This window comes from Burkholderia sp. RF2-non_BP3, assembly GCF_001522185.1.
GTDB lineage: Bacteria > Pseudomonadota > Gammaproteobacteria > Burkholderiales > Burkholderiaceae > Burkholderia > Burkholderia diffusa.
Genome location: NZ_LOSU01000070.1, coordinates 76,555 through 97,741 on the forward strand (window position 1 = coordinate 76,555; position 21,187 = coordinate 97,741).

General features: G+C 69.1%; 19 protein-coding genes. 9 read left to right on the plus strand and 10 right to left on the minus strand.

Going from position 1 to position 21,187, the window contains the following annotated elements:
* The first annotated feature begins 69 nt into the window (after nucleotides 1-69).
* On the plus strand, nucleotides 70-393 hold the full coding sequence (locus WS45_RS31070; RefSeq protein WP_059523970.1) for a DUF1840 domain-containing protein: 324 nt from the start codon (nucleotides 70-72) through the stop codon (nucleotides 391-393).
* Between the two features lie 117 nt (nucleotides 394-510).
* Here the strand turns inward: WS45_RS31070 and metH are convergent, their stop codons facing one another.
* The 5 genes from metH to WS45_RS31095 form a co-directional block, all read right to left on the minus strand.
* The gene (metH, locus tag WS45_RS31075; protein WP_059691409.1) at nucleotides 511-3,228 is read right to left on the minus strand and encodes a methionine synthase; all 2,718 of its coding nucleotides are present in this window, start codon (nucleotides 3,226-3,228) and stop codon (nucleotides 511-513) included.
* Between the two features lie 46 nt (nucleotides 3,229-3,274).
* A complete protein-coding gene (locus WS45_RS31080) occupies nucleotides 3,275-4,342 on the minus strand; it encodes a homocysteine S-methyltransferase family protein (RefSeq protein ID WP_059523975.1) in 1,068 nt (355 codons plus the stop codon).
* A 180-nt stretch (nucleotides 4,343-4,522) separates the two neighbouring features.
* Nucleotides 4,523-4,780 carry a BTH_I0359 family protein gene (locus tag WS45_RS31085; protein WP_006477667.1) on the minus strand — a complete coding sequence of 86 codons (258 nt, stop codon included), beginning with the start codon at nucleotides 4,778-4,780 and terminating at the stop codon, nucleotides 4,523-4,525.
* A gap of 245 nt (nucleotides 4,781-5,025) precedes the next feature.
* Nucleotides 5,026-6,291 carry a DUF3108 domain-containing protein gene (locus tag WS45_RS31090; RefSeq protein ID WP_059703275.1) on the minus strand — a complete coding sequence of 422 codons (1,266 nt, stop codon included), beginning with the start codon at nucleotides 6,289-6,291 and terminating at the stop codon, nucleotides 5,026-5,028.
* Between the two features lie 117 nt (nucleotides 6,292-6,408).
* A complete protein-coding gene (locus tag WS45_RS31095; RefSeq protein WP_059523979.1) occupies nucleotides 6,409-7,284 on the minus strand; it encodes an IclR family transcriptional regulator in 876 nt (291 codons plus the stop codon).
* 126 nt (nucleotides 7,285-7,410) lie between these two features.
* On the opposite strand from WS45_RS31095, the gene WS45_RS31100 reads away from it, so the two are divergent.
* From WS45_RS31100 to rfaE2, 6 genes are all read left to right on the plus strand, one after another.
* On the plus strand, nucleotides 7,411-8,403 hold the full coding sequence (locus WS45_RS31100; protein WP_059523981.1) for a fumarylacetoacetate hydrolase family protein: 993 nt from the start codon (nucleotides 7,411-7,413) through the stop codon (nucleotides 8,401-8,403).
* Between the two features lie 129 nt (nucleotides 8,404-8,532).
* Nucleotides 8,533-9,360 carry an enoyl-CoA hydratase/isomerase family protein gene (locus WS45_RS31105; protein WP_059523983.1) on the plus strand — a complete coding sequence of 276 codons (828 nt, stop codon included), beginning with the start codon at nucleotides 8,533-8,535 and terminating at the stop codon, nucleotides 9,358-9,360.
* A gap of 79 nt (nucleotides 9,361-9,439) precedes the next feature.
* Entirely contained in the window at nucleotides 9,440-10,192 is a 753-nt protein-coding gene (locus tag WS45_RS31110; RefSeq protein ID WP_059691411.1) for a PhaM family polyhydroxyalkanoate granule multifunctional regulatory protein, read from the plus strand.
* 24 nt (nucleotides 10,193-10,216) lie between these two features.
* Nucleotides 10,217-11,443, plus strand: coding sequence for a patatin-like phospholipase family protein (locus tag WS45_RS31115; RefSeq protein ID WP_059523987.1), 1,227 nt, complete (start codon nucleotides 10,217-10,219; stop codon nucleotides 11,441-11,443).
* A gap of 484 nt (nucleotides 11,444-11,927) precedes the next feature.
* Entirely contained in the window at nucleotides 11,928-12,806 is an 879-nt protein-coding gene (locus WS45_RS31120) for a ferritin (RefSeq protein ID WP_059451551.1), read from the plus strand.
* Nucleotides 12,807-12,968: 162 nt separating this feature from the next.
* The gene (gene rfaE2 / locus WS45_RS31125; protein ID WP_059451616.1) at nucleotides 12,969-13,454 is read left to right on the plus strand and encodes a D-glycero-beta-D-manno-heptose 1-phosphate adenylyltransferase; all 486 of its coding nucleotides are present in this window, start codon (nucleotides 12,969-12,971) and stop codon (nucleotides 13,452-13,454) included.
* Nucleotides 13,455-13,470: 16 nt separating this feature from the next.
* Here rfaE2 and WS45_RS31130 read toward each other — a convergent pair whose 3' ends face one another.
* The 5 genes from WS45_RS31130 to WS45_RS31150 form a co-directional block, all read right to left on the minus strand.
* A complete protein-coding gene (locus WS45_RS31130; RefSeq protein WP_059691412.1) occupies nucleotides 13,471-13,713 on the minus strand; it encodes a hypothetical protein in 243 nt (80 codons plus the stop codon).
* 174 nt (nucleotides 13,714-13,887) lie between these two features.
* Nucleotides 13,888-14,676 carry a type III pantothenate kinase gene (locus WS45_RS31135; protein ID WP_059703277.1) on the minus strand — a complete coding sequence of 263 codons (789 nt, stop codon included), beginning with the start codon at nucleotides 14,674-14,676 and terminating at the stop codon, nucleotides 13,888-13,890.
* A complete protein-coding gene (locus WS45_RS31140; RefSeq protein ID WP_059703279.1) occupies nucleotides 14,673-15,593 on the minus strand; it encodes a biotin--[acetyl-CoA-carboxylase] ligase in 921 nt (306 codons plus the stop codon). The genes WS45_RS31135 and WS45_RS31140 overlap by 4 nt, the downstream gene beginning before the upstream one ends.
* 289 nt (nucleotides 15,594-15,882) lie before the next feature.
* Nucleotides 15,883-16,728 carry a tetratricopeptide repeat protein gene (locus WS45_RS31145; RefSeq protein ID WP_059691414.1) on the minus strand — a complete coding sequence of 282 codons (846 nt, stop codon included), beginning with the start codon at nucleotides 16,726-16,728 and terminating at the stop codon, nucleotides 15,883-15,885.
* 14 nt (nucleotides 16,729-16,742) lie between these two features.
* Nucleotides 16,743-18,806 (minus strand): bifunctional 2',3'-cyclic-nucleotide 2'-phosphodiesterase/3'-nucleotidase, encoded by a 2,064-nt coding sequence (locus tag WS45_RS31150; protein WP_059691415.1) that lies wholly within the window; start codon nucleotides 18,804-18,806, stop codon nucleotides 16,743-16,745.
* A gap of 297 nt (nucleotides 18,807-19,103) precedes the next feature.
* On the opposite strand from WS45_RS31150, the gene WS45_RS31155 reads away from it, so the two are divergent.
* Together WS45_RS31155 and WS45_RS31160 are read left to right on the plus strand one after the other, a co-directional pair.
* The gene (locus WS45_RS31155) at nucleotides 19,104-20,228 is read left to right on the plus strand and encodes an MlaE family ABC transporter permease (protein ID WP_059691416.1); all 1,125 of its coding nucleotides are present in this window, start codon (nucleotides 19,104-19,106) and stop codon (nucleotides 20,226-20,228) included.
* Nucleotides 20,225-21,166 (plus strand): ABC transporter ATP-binding protein, encoded by a 942-nt coding sequence (locus WS45_RS31160; protein WP_059691417.1) that lies wholly within the window; start codon nucleotides 20,225-20,227, stop codon nucleotides 21,164-21,166. The genes WS45_RS31155 and WS45_RS31160 overlap by 4 nt, the downstream gene beginning before the upstream one ends.
* Nucleotides 21,167-21,187: the final 21 nt, after the last annotated feature.

A 21,187-nucleotide genomic window follows, 5' to 3' on the forward strand; every position in this document is an offset into this window, starting at 1 on the left:
CGGACGCCGGTCTGCCGGCGTCCCCCCAACTGCGCCGCGCGGGCACAACAAGATGAAAAGGGAATTGTCATGATTACGTTCAAGAGCAAGGCGGCACAGGATCTCGACGTGCTGAAGGATTTCGCCGTATACGTGCTGGGCCTCGTCGGCAAGCAGCTGGGCGAACGCGGCGTCATTACGCACGACGAACTGGACCACGCGATCGCCAAGCTGGAAGGCGCCGTCGCGCAGGCGAAGCAGGAGCGCGCCGAGCACGCGGGCCATTTCCACGAGGACGAAGACGACCACGCGCACCACGAAGTGCCGCCGAGCCTGGCGCAGCGCGTCGCGCCGTTCCTCACGATGCTGCGTGAAGCGAAGGCCGGCGAGGCCGACGTGCACTGGGGCTTCTGAGCTTCGTTGCCCGGCCGACGCGGCCGCAGGATTGATCAGGCAAGAAAAAGCCCGCGCGACGCGGGCTTTTTATTTGTCTGATCAAAAGGCGCCGAGGCCGCCCCGGTCGCGCATCGATCAGAGCTGCGGCGCGAGCGCGCGGCGCGCGTCGTCGAGCGACAGGGCCATGCGTTGCGCGTAGTCCTCGAGCTGATCCTGACCGATTTTCCCGACCGAGAAATACGTGCTGTCCGGGTGCGCGAGGTAGAAACCCGACACGCTGGCCGCCGGCAGCATCGCCAGCGAATCGGTCACGCTCATGCCGATCTCGTTCGCCTGCAGCACGTCGAACATGTCGCGCTTCACCAGGTGGTCGGGGCACGCCGGGTAGCCGGGCGCCGGGCGGATGCCCGCGTACTTCTCGGCGATCAGCGCGTCGTTGTCGAGTGTCTCGCCGCTCGCATAACCCCACAGCTCGCGCCGCACGCGCGCGTGCATCGCTTCGGCGAACGCTTCCGCGAAGCGGTCGGCGAGCGCCTTCAGCATGATCGCGCTGTAGTCGTCGTGGTCGGCTTCGAACTGCTTTTCCTTCACGTCGACGCCGAGCCCGGCCGTGACCGCGAACATCCCGATGTAGTCGGCGACGCCCGATTCCTTCGGCGCGATGAAGTCGGCGAGCGAGCGGTTCGGGCGCATCACGCCGTCGACCACCGGACGCACGCTCTGCTGGCGCAGGTTGCGCCACGTCATCAGCACTTCCGAGCGCGACTCGTCGGTGTAGATCTCGATGTCGTCGTCGTTGACCGTGTTCGCCGGCAGCAGCGAGATCACGCCGTTCGCGGTCAGCCAGCGGCCCTGGATCAGGCGCGCGAGCATCGATTTCGCGTCCGAGAACACGCGCCGCGCCGATTCGCCGACGATTTCGTCGTTCAGGATCGCCGGGTACGGGCCCGCGAGGTCCCAGGTCTGGAAGAACGGGCCCCAGTCGATGTAGTTCGCGAGCTCGTTCAGGTCGTAGTTCCGGAACACGCGGCGGCCGATGAACTTCGGCTTCACGGGCTGGTAGCCGGCCCAGTCGATCTTCGTCTTGTTCGCGCGCGCTTCGGCGAGCGTGACCATCGGCTGCGCCTTGCGGTTCGCGTGCTGGTCGCGGATCCGTTCGTAGTCGGACTTCAGTTCGTCGAGGTACTTCGCCGCGCCTTCGTCCGACAGCAGGTTCGACGCGACCGACACCGAGCGCGAGGCGTCCGGCACGTAGACGACGGGGCCTTCGTAGTGCGGCGCGATCTTCACGGCCGTATGCACGCGCGAGGTCGTCGCGCCGCCGATCAACAGCGGAATCTTCTTCACGCGGAAGTAGTCGTCGCGCTGCATCTCGGACGCGACGTACGCCATTTCCTCGAGGCTCGGCGTGATGAGGCCCGACAGCCCGATGATGTCCGCGCCCTCGACCTTCGCCTTCGCGAGGATCTCGTTGCACGGGACCATCACGCCCATGTTGACCACTTCGAAGTTGTTGCACTGGAGCACGACCGACACGATGTTCTTGCCGATGTCGTGCACGTCGCCCTTCACGGTCGCGATGACGATCTTGCCCTTCGCACGCACGTCGCCGCCCGCTTCCGCGAGCAGGCGCTTCTCTTCCTCGATGAACGGAATCAGGTGCGCGACCGCCTGCTTCATCACGCGCGCCGACTTCACGACCTGCGGCAGGAACATCTTGCCCTGGCCGAACAGGTCGCCGACGATGTTCATCCCGTCCATCAGCGGGCCTTCGATCACGTTGATCGGGCGGCCGCCGGCCGCGGCGATGGCCGCGCGCGCTTCTTCCGTATCGTCGACGATGAAGTTCGTGATGCCGTGCACGAGCGCGTGCGCGAGGCGTTTCTCGACCGGCTGGTTGCGCCACTCGAGGTTCTCCTCCTTCTTCGCTGCGCCGGTCTTGAACTTGTCGGCGATCTCGAGCAGGCGGTCGGTGGAATCCGCGCGGCGGTTCAGGATCACGTCCTCGACGCGCTCGCGCAGTTCCGGGTCGAGATCGGCATACACGCCGAGCTGCCCCGCGTTCACGATGCCCATGTCCATGCCCGCCTGGATCGCGTGATACAGGAACACGGTGTGGATCGCCTCGCGCACCGGGTCGTTGCCGCGGAACGAGAACGACACGTTCGACACGCCGCCGCTCACCTTCGCGTACGGCAGGTTCTGCTTGATCCAGCGGGTCGCCTCGATGAAGTCGACCGCGTAGTTGTTGTGCTCCTCGATGCCGGTCGCGACCGCGAAGATGTTCGGGTCGAAGATGATGTCCTCCGGCGGGAAGCCGACTTCGTTCACGAGGAAGTCGTACGAGCGCTTGCAGATCTCGGTCTTGCGCTCGTAGGTATCGGCCTGGCCCGTCTCGTCGAACGCCATCACGACCGCGGCCGCGCCGTAGCGGCGGATCAGGTTCGCGTGGTGGCGGAACGCTTCCTCGCCTTCCTTCAGCGAGATCGAGTTCACGATCGCCTTGCCCTGCACGCACTTGAGGCCCGCCTCGATGACTTCCCACTTCGACGAGTCGATCATGATCGGCACGCGCGCGATGTCCGGCTCGGATGCGATCAGGTTCAGGAAGCGCACCATCGCCGCCTTCGAATCGAGCATCGCCTCGTCCATGTTGATGTCGATCACCTGCGCGCCGTTCTCGACCTGCTGGCGCGCGACGGCGAGCGCCTCGTCGAACTGGCCGTTGAGGATCATCCGCGCGAATGCCTTCGAGCCGGTGACGTTGGTGCGTTCACCGACGTTGATGAAGAGCGTCCCGGACGTGACGTTGAACGGCTCGAGGCCGGCAAGGCGCATCATGTGATCGGTCATGGCGGTGCGAATTCGTATGAGATAGGGCGGGCGTTGGGGCGGTCGGTCAGGCGGCGTCGCTGTACTGGCTCGGCCAGCGGCGCGGTTTCACGTCGGCTAGCGCCTTCGCGATCTCGGCGATGTGCTCGGGCGTCGTGCCGCAGCAGCCGCCCGCGAGGTTCACGAGCCCGGCCTGCGCGAATTCCTTCAGCAGGCCCGACGTGACGTCCGGCGTCTCGTCGAAGCCGGTGTCGCTCATCGGGTTCGGCAGGCCCGCGTTCGGGTAGCACGACACGTAGGTGTCGCACAGCTTCGCGAGCTCGGCGATGTACGGGCGCATCAGCGCCGCGCCGAGCGCGCAGTTCAGGCCGAACGTGAGCGGCTTCGCGTGACGCAGCGAATTCCAGAACGCCTCGACCGTCTGGCCCGACAGGATGCGGCCCGACGCGTCGGTCACGGTGCCCGAGATCATGATCGGCAGGCGCTCGCCGGTGTCCTCGAACAGTTCGTCGAGCGCGAAGAGCGCGGCCTTCGCGTTCAGCGTGTCGAAGATCGTCTCGACGAGGAACAGGTCGACGCCGCCGTCGAGCAGCGCCTTCGCCTGCTGGTAATACGCGTTGCGCAATTCGTCGAACGTGACGTTGCGCGCGCCCGGGTCGTTGACGTCCGGCGAGATGCTAGCCGTCTTCGGCGTCGGCCCGATCGCGCCCGCGACGAAGCGCGGCTTGGCCGGCGTGCTGTAGCGGGCGGCGGATTCGCGCGCGAGCCGCGCCGATTCGACGTTCATCTCGACGACGAGGTCTTCCATCCCGTAGTCGGCCTGCGCGACCGTCGTCGCGCCGAACGTGTTGGTTTCGACGATGTCCGCGCCGGCCGCGAAGTACTGGTCGTGGATCTCGCTGATGATCTGCGGCTGCGTGAGCGACAGCAGTTCGTTGTTGCCCTTGATGTCGCGCGGGAAATCCTTGAAACGCTCGCCGCGATACGCGGCCTCGTCGAGCTTGTAGCGCTGGATCATCGTGCCCATCGCGCCGTCGAGGATCAGGATGCGCGATTTCAGCAGCGCGGGCAGGTCGGCGCCGCGCGTGTAGGGCGCGTCGAGCGGGGCGGAAGCGGCGAGAGGGGTCGCGGACATGGCGGACGAGCGGCGAAGACGGGAAAACCGTCATTGTAGCCGGTGCGCCGGGGCGCCGCCCGGCCCGCGCCAACAAACGAAAACCCCCGCCCGGCGAACCGGACGGGGGCTTGGATCGGAGTGCTCGCGGCGCCGCTCGAACGCGGCGAATGGCCCGGCGATGCGCCGGGCCGCGGGTCGTCAGTGCAGGACGACGGGCATCATCATCAGACTGTCGAACTGTCCGAGGAATTCGTCCACTTCGTCGAGCGACGGTTCATCCTCGATCAGTTGCTTCACGTGTGCGCGGAATCGCTCGGCGAGTTCGCCGTCGATGAAGATCTCGCGCTGCGCGTTCTTGTCGACGATTTCGTATCCGCCGGCATTCATCAGATGGTGGCCGGCCTGCGGCGCAAACTCGACGACGCAGTAGTTGGGGCTGTTGTAGATCATTTGCATGGCGGCACTCCTCTTCGCAGTGGCATCTGGCCTTGTTGTCCCGTAGGTGGGGCAGGCCTTGCCGGTTTCAAGGGGCTTGCGCTGCACACCCCGTTCTCCCGTTTGCGTGGGGTGTATCGGGTTAGAAGCCGATATCTATCAAACGTTTCTTATTGTGATCCGGTGCACCGAAATAGTTGTTAAAGAGTGTCATCGGCCATTTTGGCGAGAGCTTTAATCGGTCGAAATTGCCGATTGGTCGATCGTCACTGCACGGGCTGCGACGCTGCCGGCGGCGCAACCGCTGGTGCCTGCTCGGCGGGCGCCGGCGCGGGTTGTGCCGGCTCCGCGGCCGGTGCGCTGGCAGGCGCGTTCGTTGCGCCTTGGTTCGTTGCGCCTTGCGTCGCGCCATCGGCAGGCGCATCGGGCGGGGCGAGCCGGCCGTGCCACAGCAGTTCGATCTGCGAGCCGTTCGGTTCCGATTGTACGAGCCGCGCGGGCAGCCAGCCGAGCGACGGCGCGAGCCACATGTCGATGCGGCGCGTGTCGCCGTCGCGGCGCGGCAGCCGCATGAAGTGGCGTGCGCGGACGATGCCGGCCTGCGTCTGCACGTCCTCGTCGCCGATCACCGTGATCGGCCAGGTCTCGCCGTTGTTGTTGTCGATCACGAAGAACTGCTGCGTGACGCCCGGCTGATACGCGGACGGATTGCCGCGCACGAGCCCCGACAGCTGCATCAGCATGCTGAAGCGATCCTGCACGCCGTCGGGCAGCGGCGCGTTGTTCGGCGTGCGCGTGAAGACGACCTGGCGGATCTCGCGGTTGAAGATCGCGATGTCCTCGGGCCGTTTGCCGCGCTTCTCGACATAGCGGTCGGGTGCGACGCCGAATGCGTCGATGCGGCCTTCGCTGCGATAGCTGAACGGGCCGACGAACGGCACGGGCATCGACACCGACAGGTCGTAGGTGCGGCCGTCGGTGCGCCAGTGGATCGTGCCGATCATGTTCTGCATTCCGTTGTAGAACGTGTCGTACTGCAGGTCGCCGGGCGGCGGCGCGGCGAACTTCACGCCGCTCGTCGCGGGGCCCGGCGTCGCGGCACCGCCGGCTTCGCCGGCCGATGCCGCCTGCGTGCCGGATGCGCCTGCCGCGCCGCTCGCGGCAGAGGCCGCGGAGGCGGCGGCCGGCGGCGGCTCGCCTTGCTCGGCCGTCTGCGTCGACGTGAGGACCGGCTCGGGCGACGGCGCGGGTTTCGCCGCAGGCTTCGGCGCGGCGGGGGCCGGCTTCGCCGGCGCTGGCTCGGCGGGATGTTCGGCCGGCTTCGGCGCGGGCTGGCGTTCGATCGGCCGCGGCTTCAGCAGCTCGATCTGCACCGGTATTTCGGCGGGCGCGGGCGGCGTGAACGCATCGCGGCTGCGCGTCAGCCACAACGCCGCGAGCGCGTGCAGCACCAACACGACGACGAGCGCGACGCCCACGCGCAGCCAGTGGCGGGGCAGGGCGTGACGAGGACGGGTGTCGGCAGGCGGCATCGGCGAAACGGAACAGGGTTGGGGCAGTCGTGGCGCGCGGCGCGCGTCACAGCCATCGGACCGCCGGGTGCGCCGCGCGTTCGCGGTACATCGCGCGGGTGTCGCACGCCCCGCGTGTCAGGCGTCGCGCGCGTCCGGACTATAGCCGAGTTCGTAAGACAGTTTCTGCGCGCATGCACGCAGCGCGGTGTCCATCTCGCCGCCCCACGCGATGTCGAACATGCCTTCCTGGCCGAGCGCGACGATCGCGAGCGCGAGTTCGCCGACCGCATCGAACACCGGCATGCAGAACGCATGGATCGTCGGCAGCAGCATCCCTTCGACGCGCGCGGCCTGATGCGCGCGCACGTCGGCGAGCACCGCCTCGACCTCGTCGAGCGTGCGTGGGCCGCCGTGATGCGGCGAGCGGCGCGTATCGGCGAGCTCGCGTTCGAGCATCGCCGCGGTCTTGCTGCGCGGCAGGTACGCGGCGAACAGCAGGCCCGTCGCGGAGCCGAGCAACGGCATCACGTCGCCGAGCTTCAGCGACGCCTTCGCGGGGTGGCTCGATTCCATCCAGTGCACGATCGTCGGCCCCTGGTTGCCCCACACCGCGATGCCGACCGTCTGGTCGACGCGGTCGCGCAACTCGGTCAGCGCGATCCGCGCGAGCTTCACGCCGTCGACGCGCGCGAGCCGCGCGAGCCCCATCTGCAGCGCGAAGCCGCCGAGTTCGTAGCGGCCCGACACGGGATCCTGCGACACGACGCCGAGCCGCGAGAAGCTGACCAGATAGCGGTGCGCCTTCGCCGGGCTCATGCCCGCCCGCTGCGCGAGATCGCGCAGCATCATCGCGCGCGGCTCGCTCGTCAGCACGTCGAGCAGGCGGAAGCCGACCTCGATCGACTGGATGCCGGAGCGGACCTTCTCGCCGCCTTCGCCGTGCTCGCCGGAGCCGGTGTCGTCGGTGTCGGAATCGGCGAGATCGTCGTCGGGAAGCGGGCTGGCGGGCATGGGCAACGGGGCGCGACAAGGCGGCAAGGGTCGGGACGAAAACGGCGCGCACGATCGTGGCGCGCCGCACGGATTCACCATCGTAAAATAGATTCCCTCCATCGTCACTACAACGGCAGATACCCCATGAAACTTGCATCGCTGAAGGACGGCACGCGCGACGGCCAGCTGATCGTCGTGTCGCGCGACCTGCACACCGCGGCGATCGCCGATGCGATCGCACCGACGCTGCAGCGCGTCCTCGACGACTGGGCGTTCTACGCGCCGCAACTGCGCGATCTGTACGACGCGCTGAACCACGGCCGCGCGCGCAACGCATTCGCGTTCGACCCGGCGAACTGCATGGCGCCGCTGCCGCGCGCGTTCCAGTGGGCCGACGGCTCCGCGTACGTGAACCACGTCGAGCTCGTGCGCCGCGCGCGCGGCGCCGAGATGCCGCCGGAGTTCTGGACCGATCCGCTGATGTACCAGGGCGGCAGCGACGATTTCCTCGGCGCGCGCGACGACATCGTGTGCCCGTCCGAGGAATGGGGCATCGACTTCGAGGCCGAGGTCGCGGTGATCACCGGCGACGTGCCGATGAGCGCATCGCCCGACGACGCGCTGAAGGCCGTGCGGCTCGTCACGCTCGTGAACGACGTGTCGCTGCGCAACCTGATTCCGGCCGAACTCGCGAAGGGCTTCGGCTTCTTCCAGAGCAAGCCGGCCACCGCGTTCGCACCGGTCGCGGTGACGCTCGACGAGCTCGGCGACGAATGGCGCGAGGGCCGCGTGCACCGGCCGATGATCGTCCACTGGAACGGCAGGAAGGTCGGCCAGCCCGACGCGGGCACCGACATGGTGTTCCACTTCGGCCAGCTGATCGCGCATGCGGCGAAGACGCGTAACCTGCGTGCCGGCTCGATCGTCGGCTCGGGCACGGTGTCGAACAAGGACGCGAAGCGCGGCTACTGCTGCATCGCCGAGAAGCGCTGCCTCGAGACGATCGAGCACGGCGCGCCGCAGACCGAATTCATGCGCTACGGCGATACCGTGCGCATCGAGATGTTCGACGCGGCCGGCAAGTCGATCTTCGGTGCGATCGAGCAGTCGGTCGCCCCGCCCGACGGCGCGGCCTGACGTCTGCGCGAAACCCGGAGCGAACCCCGGCTCCGGCCCGCGCGCCGGGTTTCGCCTGATGTTTGCCCGCGCGGGCTTGGCTACACTCGATTCAGGCGTTTCAGCATTTCAAGAACCCGGGAGCTGCGCATGACCGATCTCGCCGCGTACGGCGGTTACGAAGCATTGAAGGTGACGCGCCGCGATCATGGCGTGCTCGACATCGTGATGAGCGGCGAAGGTGCGAACCGCAGCGGCCTCGCGACCGCGAACGAGCGCATGCATCGCGAGCTCGCCGACATCTGGCGCGACGTCGACCGCGATCCCGACACGCGCGTCGCGGTGATCCGCGGCGAGGGCAAGGGCTTTTCGGCGGGCGGCGATCTCGCGCTCGTCGAGGCGATGGCGAACGACTTCGACGTGCGCGCCCGCGTGTGGCGCGAGGCGCGCGACCTCGTCTACAACGTGATCAATTGCAGCAAGCCGATCGTGTCCGCGATGCACGGCCCGGCCGTCGGCGCGGGGCTCGTCGCCGGGCTGCTCGCCGACGTCTCGATCGCCGCGAAGGATGCGCGCATCATCGACGGCCATACGCGGCTCGGCGTCGCGGCCGGCGATCACGCGGCGATCGTGTGGCCGCTGTTGTGCGGGATGGCGAAGGCGAAGTATTACCTGTTGCTGTGCGAACCGGTGAGCGGCGAGGAGGCCGAGCGGATCGGCCTCGTGTCGCTCGCGGTCGAGCCGGCCGACCTGCTGCCGAAGGCGTACGAGGTCGCTGAGCGGCTCGCGCACGGGTCGCAGTCGGCGATCCGCTGGACCAAGTACGCGCTGAACAACTGGCTGCGCAGCGCCGGGCCGACCTTCGATACGTCGCTCGCGCTCGAATTCATGGGTTTCTCGGGGCCCGACGTGCAGGAAGGCATCCGCTCGCTGCGCGAGCGGCGCCCGCCCGATTTCCCCGGCGACGCACCGTTCTGACGCGCGTTATGATCGGATCAAGGGCGGCCGCGCGACTCGTGCCGGCCGCATCGCCCACCCAGTCAACCAGGATGCCCGTATGACGACCGATGCCTCCGGCTCCAATCCTTTCGCCGGCTTTGCCGGTTTCAAGCCTGCCGACATGCTCGACCGGATGTGGGACATGATGCGGATGTCGCCGTTCGGCGGGATGGCGTCGTTTCCCGGCGCCGCGTCGGGGCTGCCGCCGTCGCTGTCGAGCATGTCCGACATGATGGCGCCGCTCACGAGCGTCGAGGAGCTCGACAAGCGGATCACCGATCTGCGCGCGGTCGAGCAGTGGCTCAAGCTCAATCTCGGCATGCTGCAGTCCGCGATCCAGGCGCTCGAGGTGCAGCGCGCGACGCTCGCGACGCTGCGCGCGTTCGGCGCGTTCGCGCAAAGCTCGATGTCGGCGGCCGAGGAGGCGGCGGCCGCGGCCGCGCAAGCGGCGTCCGCGCCGCGCGCCGATGCGCCGCAAGCACCGGATGCCGCTGCCGCGGCTGACGAACCGCCCGCAGGCGACGCCGCGCAGCAGGCGTTCGATCCGGCCGGCTGGTGGAACCTGCTGCAGGCGCAGTTCAACCAGCTCGCGAGCCTCGCGATGACGCAGCCGGGCGCGCAGCCCGCGGAGGCGGGCGCCGCGCCGTCCGGGCATGCCGCATCGACGGCGCGGGCGGAGCAGCCCGCACCGGCCGCGGCCGCCGCGCCGCGCAAGCCGGCCGCGAAGCGTGCGAAGCCGGCCGGCTCGGCCGCGGCGCGCGCGGCGGCCGCCTCGTCGCCCGAAACGCGTCCGCCGAAGCGCTCGACGTGACGCCAACCGGATAGCAGGTCGATCATGCGGCTCGCGCTCGTGCTGATGGGAGGCGGCGCACGTGCCGCCTATCAGGTCGGCGTGCTGAAGGCGCTGGCCGAGATCGCGCGCGAGGCAGATCCGAACCGGCACACCGTGCCGTTCACGGTCGTCTGCGGCTCGTCGGCCGGCGCGATCAACGCGACGTCGATCGCGAGCCACGCGGACGACTTTTCGCACGGCGTGCGCCGTCTGCTCGAATTCTGGGAACCGCTGCGCGCGGACTACGTGTATCGCACCGACTGGCTCGGCATCGCGGCGGCGGGCGCACGCTGGCTCGCGACGATGACCTTCGGCTGGGCGGCGCGCCGGTCGCCGCGCGGGCTGCTCGACAACGCGCCGCTCGCACATCTGCTGCAGCGCGAGCTGAGCTTTCACCGGATCGAGCAGATGCTCGAGAGCAGACTGCTGCACGCGCTCTCGGTGACGGCGCTCAGCTATTCGAGCGGCCGGCACCTGACGTTCTACCAGGCCGCCGAGCCGATCCAGGCCTGGCGGCGCGCGCAGCGCACCGCGCGGCTCGTCGATCTGTCGGCATCGCACCTGCTTGCGTCGTCGGCCATTCCGTTCGTGTTTCCGGCCGTGCCGCTCGTGCTCGACGGCCAGATCGAATATTTCGGCGACGGCTCGATCCGGCAGGTCGCACCGCTGTCGCCGGCAATCCACTTCGGCGCGAACCGGATCGTCGTCGTCGGCGCGGCCGACCCGCGGCCCGAGATCCCGGCCGCGAACGGTTCGGGACGGGTGCGCGGCTACCCGACGCTCGCGCAGATCGGCCAGCAGGTGCTCGCGAGCGTGTTTCTCGACTCGATCGGCTCGGACATCGAGCGGATCGAGCACATCAATCAGATGATCGAGCACTTGCCGCACCAGGTCGAAGTGGACAGCGGCTGGCGGCACGTCGACGTGCTCGCGATCGCACCGTCCGAGCGCATCGAGTTGATCGCCGCGAAACACCTGAAGCAGATGCCGGCGACGATGCGCGGGCTGCTCGGCGCGATCGGCGGCAGCCAGCCGGCCGGCGCGTCGTTCGCGAGCTACCTGCTGTTCGAGGAGGCCTTCACGCGCGAGCTGATCGAGCTCGGCTATCGCGACGGGCGCGCGCAGCGCGACACGCTGGCGAACTGGATCGCGGGGGCCGACGGCGGCAGCGGGCCGGCATCCGGCCTGCCGCCGGAGAGCGGCCGCGCGACCGGAGAAATTCGGGTCTGACGCGCGCGGAGCGGGGCCGAAACGGATGAAACTTACATATCGGTTGCGTTTTCGCGACGGCCGCCCGCGACCGATCGCCGCACCGACGTTGGCGGCGCGCGACCGGCTCCACGTCTCGGAACCGTCATGCGCGCGTGCTATCATGGCCGCCGCCGTATACACCATATCGAGCAGCCCGCCGGTCCGGCGGTCGCACGGGAACCCGTCCGGGAACCGCGTGGCGCCGGGCGGGCTCGCCACCGAGCCGGCCTGCGCCGGCCCCCACATCAGGCACGCGCGGCCGGTACCGTTCGAGCAGAGCGGGGCCGCGGCGTGCTTCAAGGCGGCGGCGCGGCCGCCCGGTTGCCGGACGCGGAAACTGCGTCCGGGGGCTGGATACACGCGTAAAATTAGAGTCTTGGCTGCAAAAGGCGCGCTCGCGCGCCCACGCGGCAACAGTCACGTTTAGAGAAGTCGCATTGCGCAGAACAGGGGTGGGACCATCATGAACACCATGCTTTATCCGGAACTTTACAGGTCGCTCGAAGCTGTCCGCTGGGACATGGAGAAGGACATTCCGTGGGACAAGTTCGACGCTTCGCTGCTCACCGACGAGCAGGCGAAGACGATCAAGATGAACGCGATCACCGAATGGTCGGCGCTGCCCGCGACGGAGATGTTCCTGCGCGACAACCAGCACGACAGCGACTTTTCCGCGTTCATGAGCGTGTGGTTCTTCGAGGAGCAGAAGCATTCGCTCGTGCTGATGGAATACCTGCGCCGCTTCCGGCCGGAAATGGTGCCGACCGAAGAGGAACTGCACGCGGTGCGCTTCGAGTTCGATCCGGCGCCGCCGCTCGAGACGCTGATGCTGCATTTCTGCGGCGAGATCCGCCTGAACCACTGGTATCGCTGCGCGGCCGACTGGCATACCGAGCCGGTCATCAAGCACATCTACGAAACGATTTCGCGCGATGAAGCGCGCCATGGCGGCGCATACCTGCGCTACATGAAGAAGGCGCTGAACAATTGCGGCGACGTCGCGCGCGCGGCGTTCGCGAAAATCGGCGTGCTGATGGCGTCGGCGCGCCGCACCGAGAAGCCGCTGCACCCGACCAACCTGCACGTGAACCAGGCGCTGTTCCCGCGCGACACCGTGCAGTCGCGCCTGCCCGATCCGGAATGGCTCGAGCGCTGGCTCGACGAGCAGATCCGCTTCGACGGCGAGTGGGAAAAGAAGGTCGTCGAACGGATCCTGCACAACCTGTCGATCCTGTTCGAGCGCACGTTCGCGACCGCCCAGGAGCTGAATCGCTATCGCAAGGAAGTCACCGGCCGTCTGCAGTCCGAAAGTGGCCCGTCGTCGGCCGCGCAACCGGCCTGAGGCCGCGCGGCATCGCAGCCGGCGTGAAGCGCCGCCGGTCGCGATCGCCGCAGTGTATTCCCGCATGAAGCCCGCCCGGCCATCCGGCGGGCTTTTTATCTGGCGCCGCCGTGTTTCGTCGCGACGTGCACCGTGCGCCGCTCACGCCATCCGAAATTCATCATGTCCGCTACCTTCGAACGCAAGCTGATCACCCGCGACGCCCTCGTTGCCCTGCGCGCTTCGCTGCCTTCGCCCGTCGTGTTCACGAACGGCGTGTTCGACATCCTGCACCGTGGCCACGTCACGTATCTCGCCGATGCGAAGGCGCTCGGCGCGTGCCTGATCGTCGGCGTGAACAGCGATGCGTCGGTGCGCATGCTCGGCAAGGGTGACGACCGCCCGATCAACCGCGAGGAAGACCGGATGGCGCTGCTCGCGGCGCTGGAAAGCGTCGACTGGGTCGTGAAATTCGAGGAAAAGACGCCGGTGTCGCTGATCGAGGCCGTCCGTCCGGACATTCTCGTGAAGGGCGGCGACTACGACATGGACGCGCTGCCGGAATCGGCCATCGTGCGCGGCTGGGGCGGGCGGGCGCTCGCGATTCCGTTCGAGCACGACCGCTCGACCACCGCGCTGCTGAAGAAGGTGCGCGCGCAGCAGTCCTGATCCGGGTGCCGCGCCGTCAGGGCGCGGATGCCGCGAGCGGCTCGGCCGGCACGGCCGGCGCGCCGATCGGACCGCCGATCACGGGCTGATCGCTCGCCTGCGCGAGCGGCATCGCATGCAACGCATCGGGCCGAACCTGCCGGGACAGCACGCCCGGTTCGCGCGGGCCGGCCGCCGGCAGCGGCCCGAACACGCCGCGCACGGCGACGAACGCAAGCAGGTTCGCGAGAATGAGAACAGCGATCAGCCAGCGCAGCATCGTCGACACTCCTCGTCGTTGTTCAGTCGTTCAACCGTTCGCTCGGGCCGCAGGCACGTGCGGCCGGCTGTCTGCATGGGCGCACGCGCCGGCGCCCGTTTTCCGTCCCCACCGTGACGAAGCCCGCGCTCGGGCCTGCGTCGACGCGGCCGGCGCGATGCCGACCGGTTTCCGTCAATTCCGCTCCGCCGCGTCCGCGGCGATCAACGCAAGCCCCGACAGGATCAGCGCGTCGTGCCGCGTATGCGGCAGCGTCAGCGCGCGCGCGACATCGTCCGCCGCGCCGCCTGCCAGCACGAGCCGCACGGGTGCCTGCCACGCATCGGCGAGATCGCGCCATGCGCGCTCGATCAGCCCCGCCTGCGCGTACAGGCAGCCCGCCGACAGCGAGCGCGGCGTATCGACCTGGAACGGCTCGGCCTGCGCGCCCGCGAGCAGCCCGCTCGCGATGTCGGTGGTCAGCGTCGGCAGCTGCGCGGTGTGCGTGCCGAGCGCGCGCATCATCAGCGCCCAGCCCGGCGCGATCAGCCCGCCGGTGAAACGGCCGTCCGCGCGCAGCGCTTCGAGCGTCGTCGCCGTGCCGAACGTCGCGATCAGCAGATGCTCGCCCGGAAACGCCGCCCGTGCGCCGATCAGGCCGGCCCAGCGATCGCTGCCGAGCTGCTCGGGCGTCGTATAGCCGTTCGTCACGCCGCATTGCGCGGGTCGCGAGCGGATCGTCGTGCGCGCCAGGCCCGGCCAACGGGCGTCGAGCAGCGCGTCGAGCCGCGCGGCCACGTCGGCGCCCGCGACGTTCGAGATCCATGCGCCATGCGGACGCGGCAGGGCCGACCAGTCGGGATCGGCACCGCCGTCGCGCGTATGGCCGAACGCGCCGGTGTCGACGAGCGTGCGCTGCGCGTCGGCGAGCGCCCACTTGATCCGGCTGTTGCCGGCGTCGATCAGCAGATGCGGTTCGTTCATTGCGCTTCGCGCAGCGATATGTCGCCGGCCGCGATCGCCTGGATGCCGTCGGGCGTGTCGAGCAGCAGCTGGCCGGTCGCGTCGATGCCCGTCGCGATGCCGCGCACGCGTTCGACGCCCTGTTCGAGCAGCACGACTTCGCGCCCCGCATAAGCGTGCAGCGCGTGCCAGCGCGGCAGGAACGGCGCGAGCCCGTCGGTGCCGAACTGCGCGAGTGCGGGCGTGAGCGCGTTCAGCGCCGCGGCGAGCGTATCGGTGAGGTTCGCCGACGCGCACGCGGCCGACAGCGCCGCCGGCGGCAGCCCGCTCGCGAGCGTCGCTTCGCGCGCACGCAGCGCATCGACCTGCGCGGCGACGGCTTCCGCGCCGCGCACGTTGATGCCGAAGCCGATCACGACGGCGGTCGCGTCGGCGGTGGTCCAGACGGTTTCGATCAGGATCCCGGCAAGCTTGCCGACGATGCGCGACGTGCCGTCGGCGGCGGTCGTCAGCAGCAGGTCGTTCGGCCATTTGAGCGCGACGCGCGTGCGGGCGTCGAGCGGCAGCGTGGCGAGCCCTTCCGCGAGCGCAACGCCGATCGCGATGCTGAGGCCGCCCAGCGCGTCGACGGGGCGCGGCACGATGCAGCCGACCGAGCAGAGCAGCGCGTTGCCGGGCTGCGCGAACCAGGGACGGCCTTGCCGGCCGCGGCCCGCCGTCTGCTCGAACGCGACGCGCACGAGCGGCGCGGGCAGCGCGTTCGCGGTGCGCGGCAGCGCCTTGAGGCGCGTCGCGACGTCGGCGTTGGTCGAGCCGGTGGCGGCGACGATGTCGAGCGGCCACGCGCGCGGCGCGGCGTCCAGGTGCGCCTCGAGCCGGTTGCGCGCGATGTGCGCGTCGCCGGAATCGGGCGTGTCGGAGGAGGTGGGGGCGTTCATGGCGCCTATTGTAGCGACAGGGGGCCGTGCGTGACGGGCGGCGCGCACGACAGGCGGGGCCGGGGCGGCGGCCCGCACGCGACCTGCGCAAAGCCGCCGCCCGCGCGGCTTGGTGCTTCTCGATCTGCACCAGCGCCTTGACGCCCTCTTCGGACGTTTTCGCGGGCAAGCAGCGTCCTGCCCCTTCAGGGCTGGCGTCCTGGCGGGCCGATTCCCGTTGCGGGCGGTGGATGCGCGGGGCGTCAGCTCGCTCTGCCGCCGCGTCTGTGCCCGCGCGGCCGACGCACCGTCACGGCGCGACGACCGGATGCTTCAACGCATGCGCGGTCTCGATCCACTGCGCATGGAATTCGTCCGCGTCGGGCTTGAGCCCCAGCTCGCCGTTGCGATAGGCCATCGCGAGCGTTTGCACGGCTTCCGGCAGCTCGTGTTCCGCCGCACGGCGATACAGCGCGAGCGCGCGCGCTTCGTCGCGCGGCACGCCGCTGCCTTCGCGGTACGCGTTCGCGAGCATGAAATCCGCGGCCGGGATGTCCGCGCGCGACGCGATCTCGAACCAGTGCGCGGCCTGCACCGGGTCGGCAGCGATGCCGTAGCCGCTGCGATAGATCAGCCCGAGGTAATACGCGGCGGCCGGATCGCCGTGTCCGGCCGCTTCGCCGAGCAGCGTGCGGGCGCGTGCGTAGTCCTTCGGAAGGTCGCCGCTGCCGAGCAGCAGCGCCTTGCCGAGCGCCAGCTGCGCACGCCGCGCGGCCGGCGTGTCGGCTTTCGCGTCCGCCTGCGCGGCGGTTTCGAGCCAGCCGCGTCCCTCGTCGCGCAGCCCCGGCTCGCGCGCATCGACGAGCGCGATGCCGAGCGCCGCCTGCGCGTCGCCCGAGCCGCGCCGCGCGAGGGTGCGCAATTGCGCGAGCGCGTGCGGCTCGACGGCCTGCGCGACCATCGCCTGCCATTCGTCGAGCTGCGCGGCGCTCGGCGCGGGGCCGGCGGCGCGCCAGCCCGTCGCCGCGACGACGGCCGCAACGGTCACGGCCGCCGCCGCGAGCAGCGCGGCCGGCGGGAGTTTCGCGCGCAGCAGGCGCCGCGCGGCGGCGGTGAAGCCGGCCTCGGCGGGCCGCATCGTCCGGATCGGTTGCATCGCGGGTCTCGTGGTCATTGCGTGAGGTCGATCTCGTAGAGGGCGAGGTTCTTGCCCGAGCCGTCGTCGGCCGCGACCTGCGTGAGGCCGGTCAGGCCGGCTGCCGCCGCGTCGCCGAGCCGGTTCGGCGCGGACGTGAACTGCACGTGCGCGACCGAGCTCGCCAGCTTCGTGAAGCGCCAGCTGCGCTGCGCGCCGTCCGCCGCGCGCGTGATCGCGCCGCGCTTCTTGATGAACGCGATCAGCACGTCGCGGTTCGCGTCGGGCGACGCGAAGATCGTCTTGCTGCCGTCGAGGCCCGGGAAGTTGCCGCCGCCGCTCGCGCGGTAGTTGTTGGTCGCGACGATGAACTGCGCGTTCGGGTCGATCGGCGCACCCTTGTACGTCAGGTTCCTAATCCGGCTGCCGACCGGCTGCGTGACGTCGATCTCGTACGCCAGATCCGCTGACGTGAACATGTCGAAGTTGTAGCCAGGGAAGCTGCTGACGAGCGGCTGCACGGTCGCCTTGGTCGGATCGATCGTGTTGAAGCGCTTCGCGGCCGTCTCGAGCCAGTTCTTCACGTCGCTGCCGCTCACCTTCACCGCATACACGGTGTTCGGATACAGGTACAGGTCGGCCGCGTTGTTGATCGCGAGCGCGCCCGGCGCGACGTCGGTGTAGTCGCTGCCGCCGCCGAAGCCGCTCTTGAACGGCGCGCTGACCGACAGCACCGGCAGCGACGCGTATTGTGGCAGGTTCGCCTGCACGTAGGTCTTCACGTAATCGGCCTGCGCCTCGTTGACGATCTGGATCGCGCCCGGATCGCCGACGTCCGCGAAGTACGAGTTCATCCGGTAGTCGGTCGAGCCGATCGGCGTCTTCACGTAGTCGATCGTCGCCTGGTGTTCGGCGGCGATCGCGGCGGACACCGACGGATCGGCGGCGACGTAGCTCTTGTCCGCGTTCTGGATCGGCCGCGCCTCGACGGTCGTCTGCGACTTGTCGACGCTCCACGTCTTGCCGTCGAACTTCAGGCCGAGCTTGATCACGCCGAGATGCTTGCCCCAGTAGTTGGCCATCACGGTCGGCACGCCGTTGACGGTGCCCTTCGCCTTGTCGACGCCCGGCAGGTTGAACTGCGCCACGGTGCTGTTCGCGTCCGGGAACACCTGGTGCGAGTGGCCGATCAGCATCGCGTCGATGCCCGGCACCGTCGACAGCCACCAGCTGCCGTTTTCCATGGTCGGCGAATACGCGGCATTGTCGAGGCCGCCGTGCGAGATCGCGACGACGAGATCGGCGCCCTTCGCGCGCATCTCCGGAATGTACTTCTCGGCCGCTTCCTTCAGGCCGGTCGTGTAGACCTTGCCGTCGAGCCAGCGCTTGTCCCAGCTCATGATCGCGGGCGGCGTGAAGCCGATGATGCCGATCTTCACCGGCGCGCTGACGGTCTTGCCGTCGGGCGCGACGGCCGTCACGGTGCGGGTCAGGATCGTGTACGGCGTGAACAGCGGCGCGTTGGTCCGCGCGCTGATCACGTTCGCGAGCACCTGCGGGAAGTTCGGGCCCGCGCACTTCTTCTGCTGCGCGGGGGCGGGCAGCCCGTCGACGTCGAACGTGTTGCCGGTCACCTGCGACAGGTACGGCAGGCCGTAGTTGAACTCATGGTTGCCGATCCCGCCGCCGTCGAACTTCGCCGCGTTCATCACCTTGTAGATCGCGAGCGTCTGGTCGCAGCCGATCGGGTTCACGAGCGCCTGGTAATCCGACAGCGCGGTGCCCTGGATCGTGTCGCCGTTGTCGAGCAGCAGCGTGTTCGGGTACTGCGCGCGCGCCTGCGCGATCAGCGTCGACACGCGCTCGAAGCCGAGCGACTTGTCGGCGGCGAGCTTGAAATAGTCGTACGACAGCACGTTGGTGTGCAGGTCGGTCGTTTCGAGCAGCGCGAGCGTGGCCGTCGTGCCGGCGGGCGCCTGCGTCTGCGACGACGGCGGAGCGGTGACGTCGTCGCCGCCGCAACCGGCGAGGGCGAAGGCGAGGCTGGCGAGCGCGGCGGCGGCGGTCGCGCGGCGGCGGGAAAGCGGGGGGAGACGCATCGATTGTCCTGTTTGGTGTTCTGTTCTATGAATCGCGAGGAGCGCAGCGAAATGGCGGCGCGGGCGCCGACGGCCTGACGTGCGGCGCGTGAGAGTATCGAAAGGAAACGTGACGGAAGAATGAAAGGTCGCGTGCCCGGCACGCCGTTGCGGCGGCGAACGCCGCGCCGTGACGGGCCGGGCACCCTCGACGAGGCGCCTTTGGCCCGGCTGCTCGCCCCGACGGCAATCCTCACGTCGCGGCGCCGGACGGTTCGATACAATGGCCGCTGTCATCCTTTTGCAAACAACCCGCCCTTGGACTTCGACACACCTCCCGGCCTGTCGGTCGACGCCGGCGGCCAGGGCCAGACGGTGCGCCTGACCGGCCAGTGGACCGCGCTCGCGCTTGCGCGCAATCGCGGCGAGGTCGCGCGCCGCGTCGCGGGCATCGCGTCCGGGCGCGTGAACGAATGGGATCTGTCCGGCATCGAGCGGCTCGATCACGTCGGCGGCCAGGCGCTGTGGCGCGTATGGGGCCGCAAGCTGCCGGCCGGCGTCGAGCTGACCGCCACGCAGCGCACGATCTTCGAGCGGATCGAACGTCTCGACAGCCAGCGCGAGGCGCCCGAGCGCGTCGTGCGCTTCGATCCCGTCACGCGCCTCGGCCAGGCGATCTTCGCGTTCGGCGAACACCTGCAGGGCGGCATCGCGATGTTCGGCCTCGTGATCCTCGACGCGCTGTCGGTGCTGCGCCGTCCGCAGACGATGCCGTGGAAGGAAACCTCGGCGAACATCTACAGCGCCGGCGCGCAGGCGCTGCCGATCACCGCGCTGGTCGCATTCCTGATCGGCATCGTGCTCAGCTATCTGTCCGCGCAGCAGCTGCAGATGTTCGGCGCGAACCGCTACATCGTGAACATCCTCGGGCTGTCGGTGATTCGCGAACTCGGGCCCGTGCTGTCGGCGATCCTCGTCGCGGGCCGCTCGGGCTCGGCGATCACCGCGCAGATCGGCGTGATGCGCGTGACCGAGGAGCTCGACGCGATGCGCGTGATGGGCATTCCGCACGGGCTGCGGCTGATCCTGCCGCGCGTGCTCGCGCTCGGCGTCGCGATGCCGCTGCTGGTGATGTGGACCAACATCGTCGCGCTGACGGGCGGCGCGCTCGCCGCGAAGTTCGTGCTCGGGATCGACGTCAACTATTTCGTGCGCTCGCTGCCGGGCGTCGTGCCGATCGCGAACCTGTACATCGGCCTCGGCAAGGGCGTCGTGTTCGGCATGCTGATCGCGCTGGTCGCATGTCATTTCGGCTTCAGGATCAAGGCGAACTCGCAAAGCCTCGGCGAAGGCACGACGACGTCGGTCGTGTCGTCGATCACGGTCGTGATCCTCGCCGACGCGGTGTTCGCGATTTTGTTCCAGAACGTGGGGCTCGGATGAACGCGTCGAAACAACCGGCGGCCGGTGCCGTGCCGGCCGATGCCGCCAGCGCACATGCCGCGGCAGTCGGCGCGGGCGCGGTCGGCACGCCGCCGGCGGCCGCGCACGGCGACGACCTCGTGATCGAGGTGCGCAACCTGACGAAGCGCTACGGGCGCAACATCATTCACCAGAAGCTCGATTTCGATGTGCGGCGCGGCGAGATCGTCGCGATCGTCGGTGGCTCGGGCTCGGGCAAGACGACGCTCGTGCGGCAGATCCTCGGCCTCGAGCGGCCGACGTCGGGCACGATCAAGGTGTTCGGCGAAGACACGTCGAAGATCGACGACGCGAGCGCGCGGATGATGCGCACGCGTTCGGGGATGCTGTTCCAGCAGGGCGCGCTGTTCTCGTCGATGACGGTGTTCGACAACGTCGCGCAGCCGCTGCGCGAGCTCGGCCGCGTACCGCCCGACCTGCTGCACGACATCGTGATGCTGAAGCTCGAGATGGTCGGGCTGCCGTGCAAGCACGCGTCGAAGATGCCGGCCGCGCTGTCGGGCGGGATGGTGAAGCGGGTCGGCATCGCGCGCGCGATCGCGCTCGAGCCCGAGCTGCTGTTCCTCGACGAGCCGACCGCCGGACTCGACCCGCAGGCGTCCGACGAATTCGTCGAGCTGATCGCGACGCTGCACCGCACGCTCGGGCTGACCGTCGTGATGGTGACGCACGATCTCGACACGATGGTTGCGTTGTCGACGCGCGTCGCGGTGCTGGCCGATCGCAAGGTGCTTGTGGCGGCGCCGGTCGAGGAGGCCGCGAACGTCGACCATCCGTTCATCCACGAATATTTCCTGGGGCTGCGCGGGCGCCGCGCACTGCAGGCGCTGCCGCCCGAGCGGCGCGCGAAGCTGCCGAAGGCGGCCCTCGAACCGGCGCTGTCGAGCGTCGAACTGTAGGAAAGGCAAGAAGCAAGGAAC

Coding starts and splice junctions, on each gene's coding strand:
- WS45_RS31145 (WP_059691414.1), bottom strand. CDS start 16,728: ATGCAACCGATCCGGACGATGCGGCCCGCCGAGGCCGGCTTCACCGCC.
- WS45_RS31105 (WP_059523983.1), top strand. CDS start 8,533: ATGACCGATCTCGCCGCGTACGGCGGTTACGAAGCATTGAAGGTGACG.
- WS45_RS31085 (WP_006477667.1), bottom strand. CDS start 4,780: ATGCAAATGATCTACAACAGCCCCAACTACTGCGTCGTCGAGTTTGCG.
- WS45_RS31130 (WP_059691412.1), bottom strand. CDS start 13,713: ATGCTGCGCTGGCTGATCGCTGTTCTCATTCTCGCGAACCTGCTTGCG.
- WS45_RS31110 (WP_059691411.1), top strand. CDS start 9,440: ATGACGACCGATGCCTCCGGCTCCAATCCTTTCGCCGGCTTTGCCGGT.
- WS45_RS31070 (WP_059523970.1), top strand. CDS start 70: ATGATTACGTTCAAGAGCAAGGCGGCACAGGATCTCGACGTGCTGAAG.
- WS45_RS31120 (WP_059451551.1), top strand. CDS start 11,928: ATGAACACCATGCTTTATCCGGAACTTTACAGGTCGCTCGAAGCTGTC.
- WS45_RS31135 (WP_059703277.1), bottom strand. CDS start 14,676: ATGAACGAACCGCATCTGCTGATCGACGCCGGCAACAGCCGGATCAAG.
- WS45_RS31090 (WP_059703275.1), bottom strand. CDS start 6,291: ATGCCGCCTGCCGACACCCGTCCTCGTCACGCCCTGCCCCGCCACTGG.
- WS45_RS31115 (WP_059523987.1), top strand. CDS start 10,217: ATGCGGCTCGCGCTCGTGCTGATGGGAGGCGGCGCACGTGCCGCCTAT.
- metH (WP_059691409.1), bottom strand. CDS start 3,228: ATGACCGATCACATGATGCGCCTTGCCGGCCTCGAGCCGTTCAACGTC.
- WS45_RS31150 (WP_059691415.1), bottom strand. CDS start 18,806: ATGCGTCTCCCCCCGCTTTCCCGCCGCCGCGCGACCGCCGCCGCCGCG.
- WS45_RS31100 (WP_059523981.1), top strand. CDS start 7,411: ATGAAACTTGCATCGCTGAAGGACGGCACGCGCGACGGCCAGCTGATC.
- WS45_RS31160 (WP_059691417.1), top strand. CDS start 20,225: ATGAACGCGTCGAAACAACCGGCGGCCGGTGCCGTGCCGGCCGATGCC.
- WS45_RS31140 (WP_059703279.1), bottom strand. CDS start 15,593: ATGAACGCCCCCACCTCCTCCGACACGCCCGATTCCGGCGACGCGCAC.
- rfaE2 (WP_059451616.1), top strand. CDS start 12,969: ATGTCCGCTACCTTCGAACGCAAGCTGATCACCCGCGACGCCCTCGTT.
- WS45_RS31095 (WP_059523979.1), bottom strand. CDS start 7,284: ATGCCCGCCAGCCCGCTTCCCGACGACGATCTCGCCGATTCCGACACC.
- WS45_RS31080 (WP_059523975.1), bottom strand. CDS start 4,342: ATGTCCGCGACCCCTCTCGCCGCTTCCGCCCCGCTCGACGCGCCCTAC.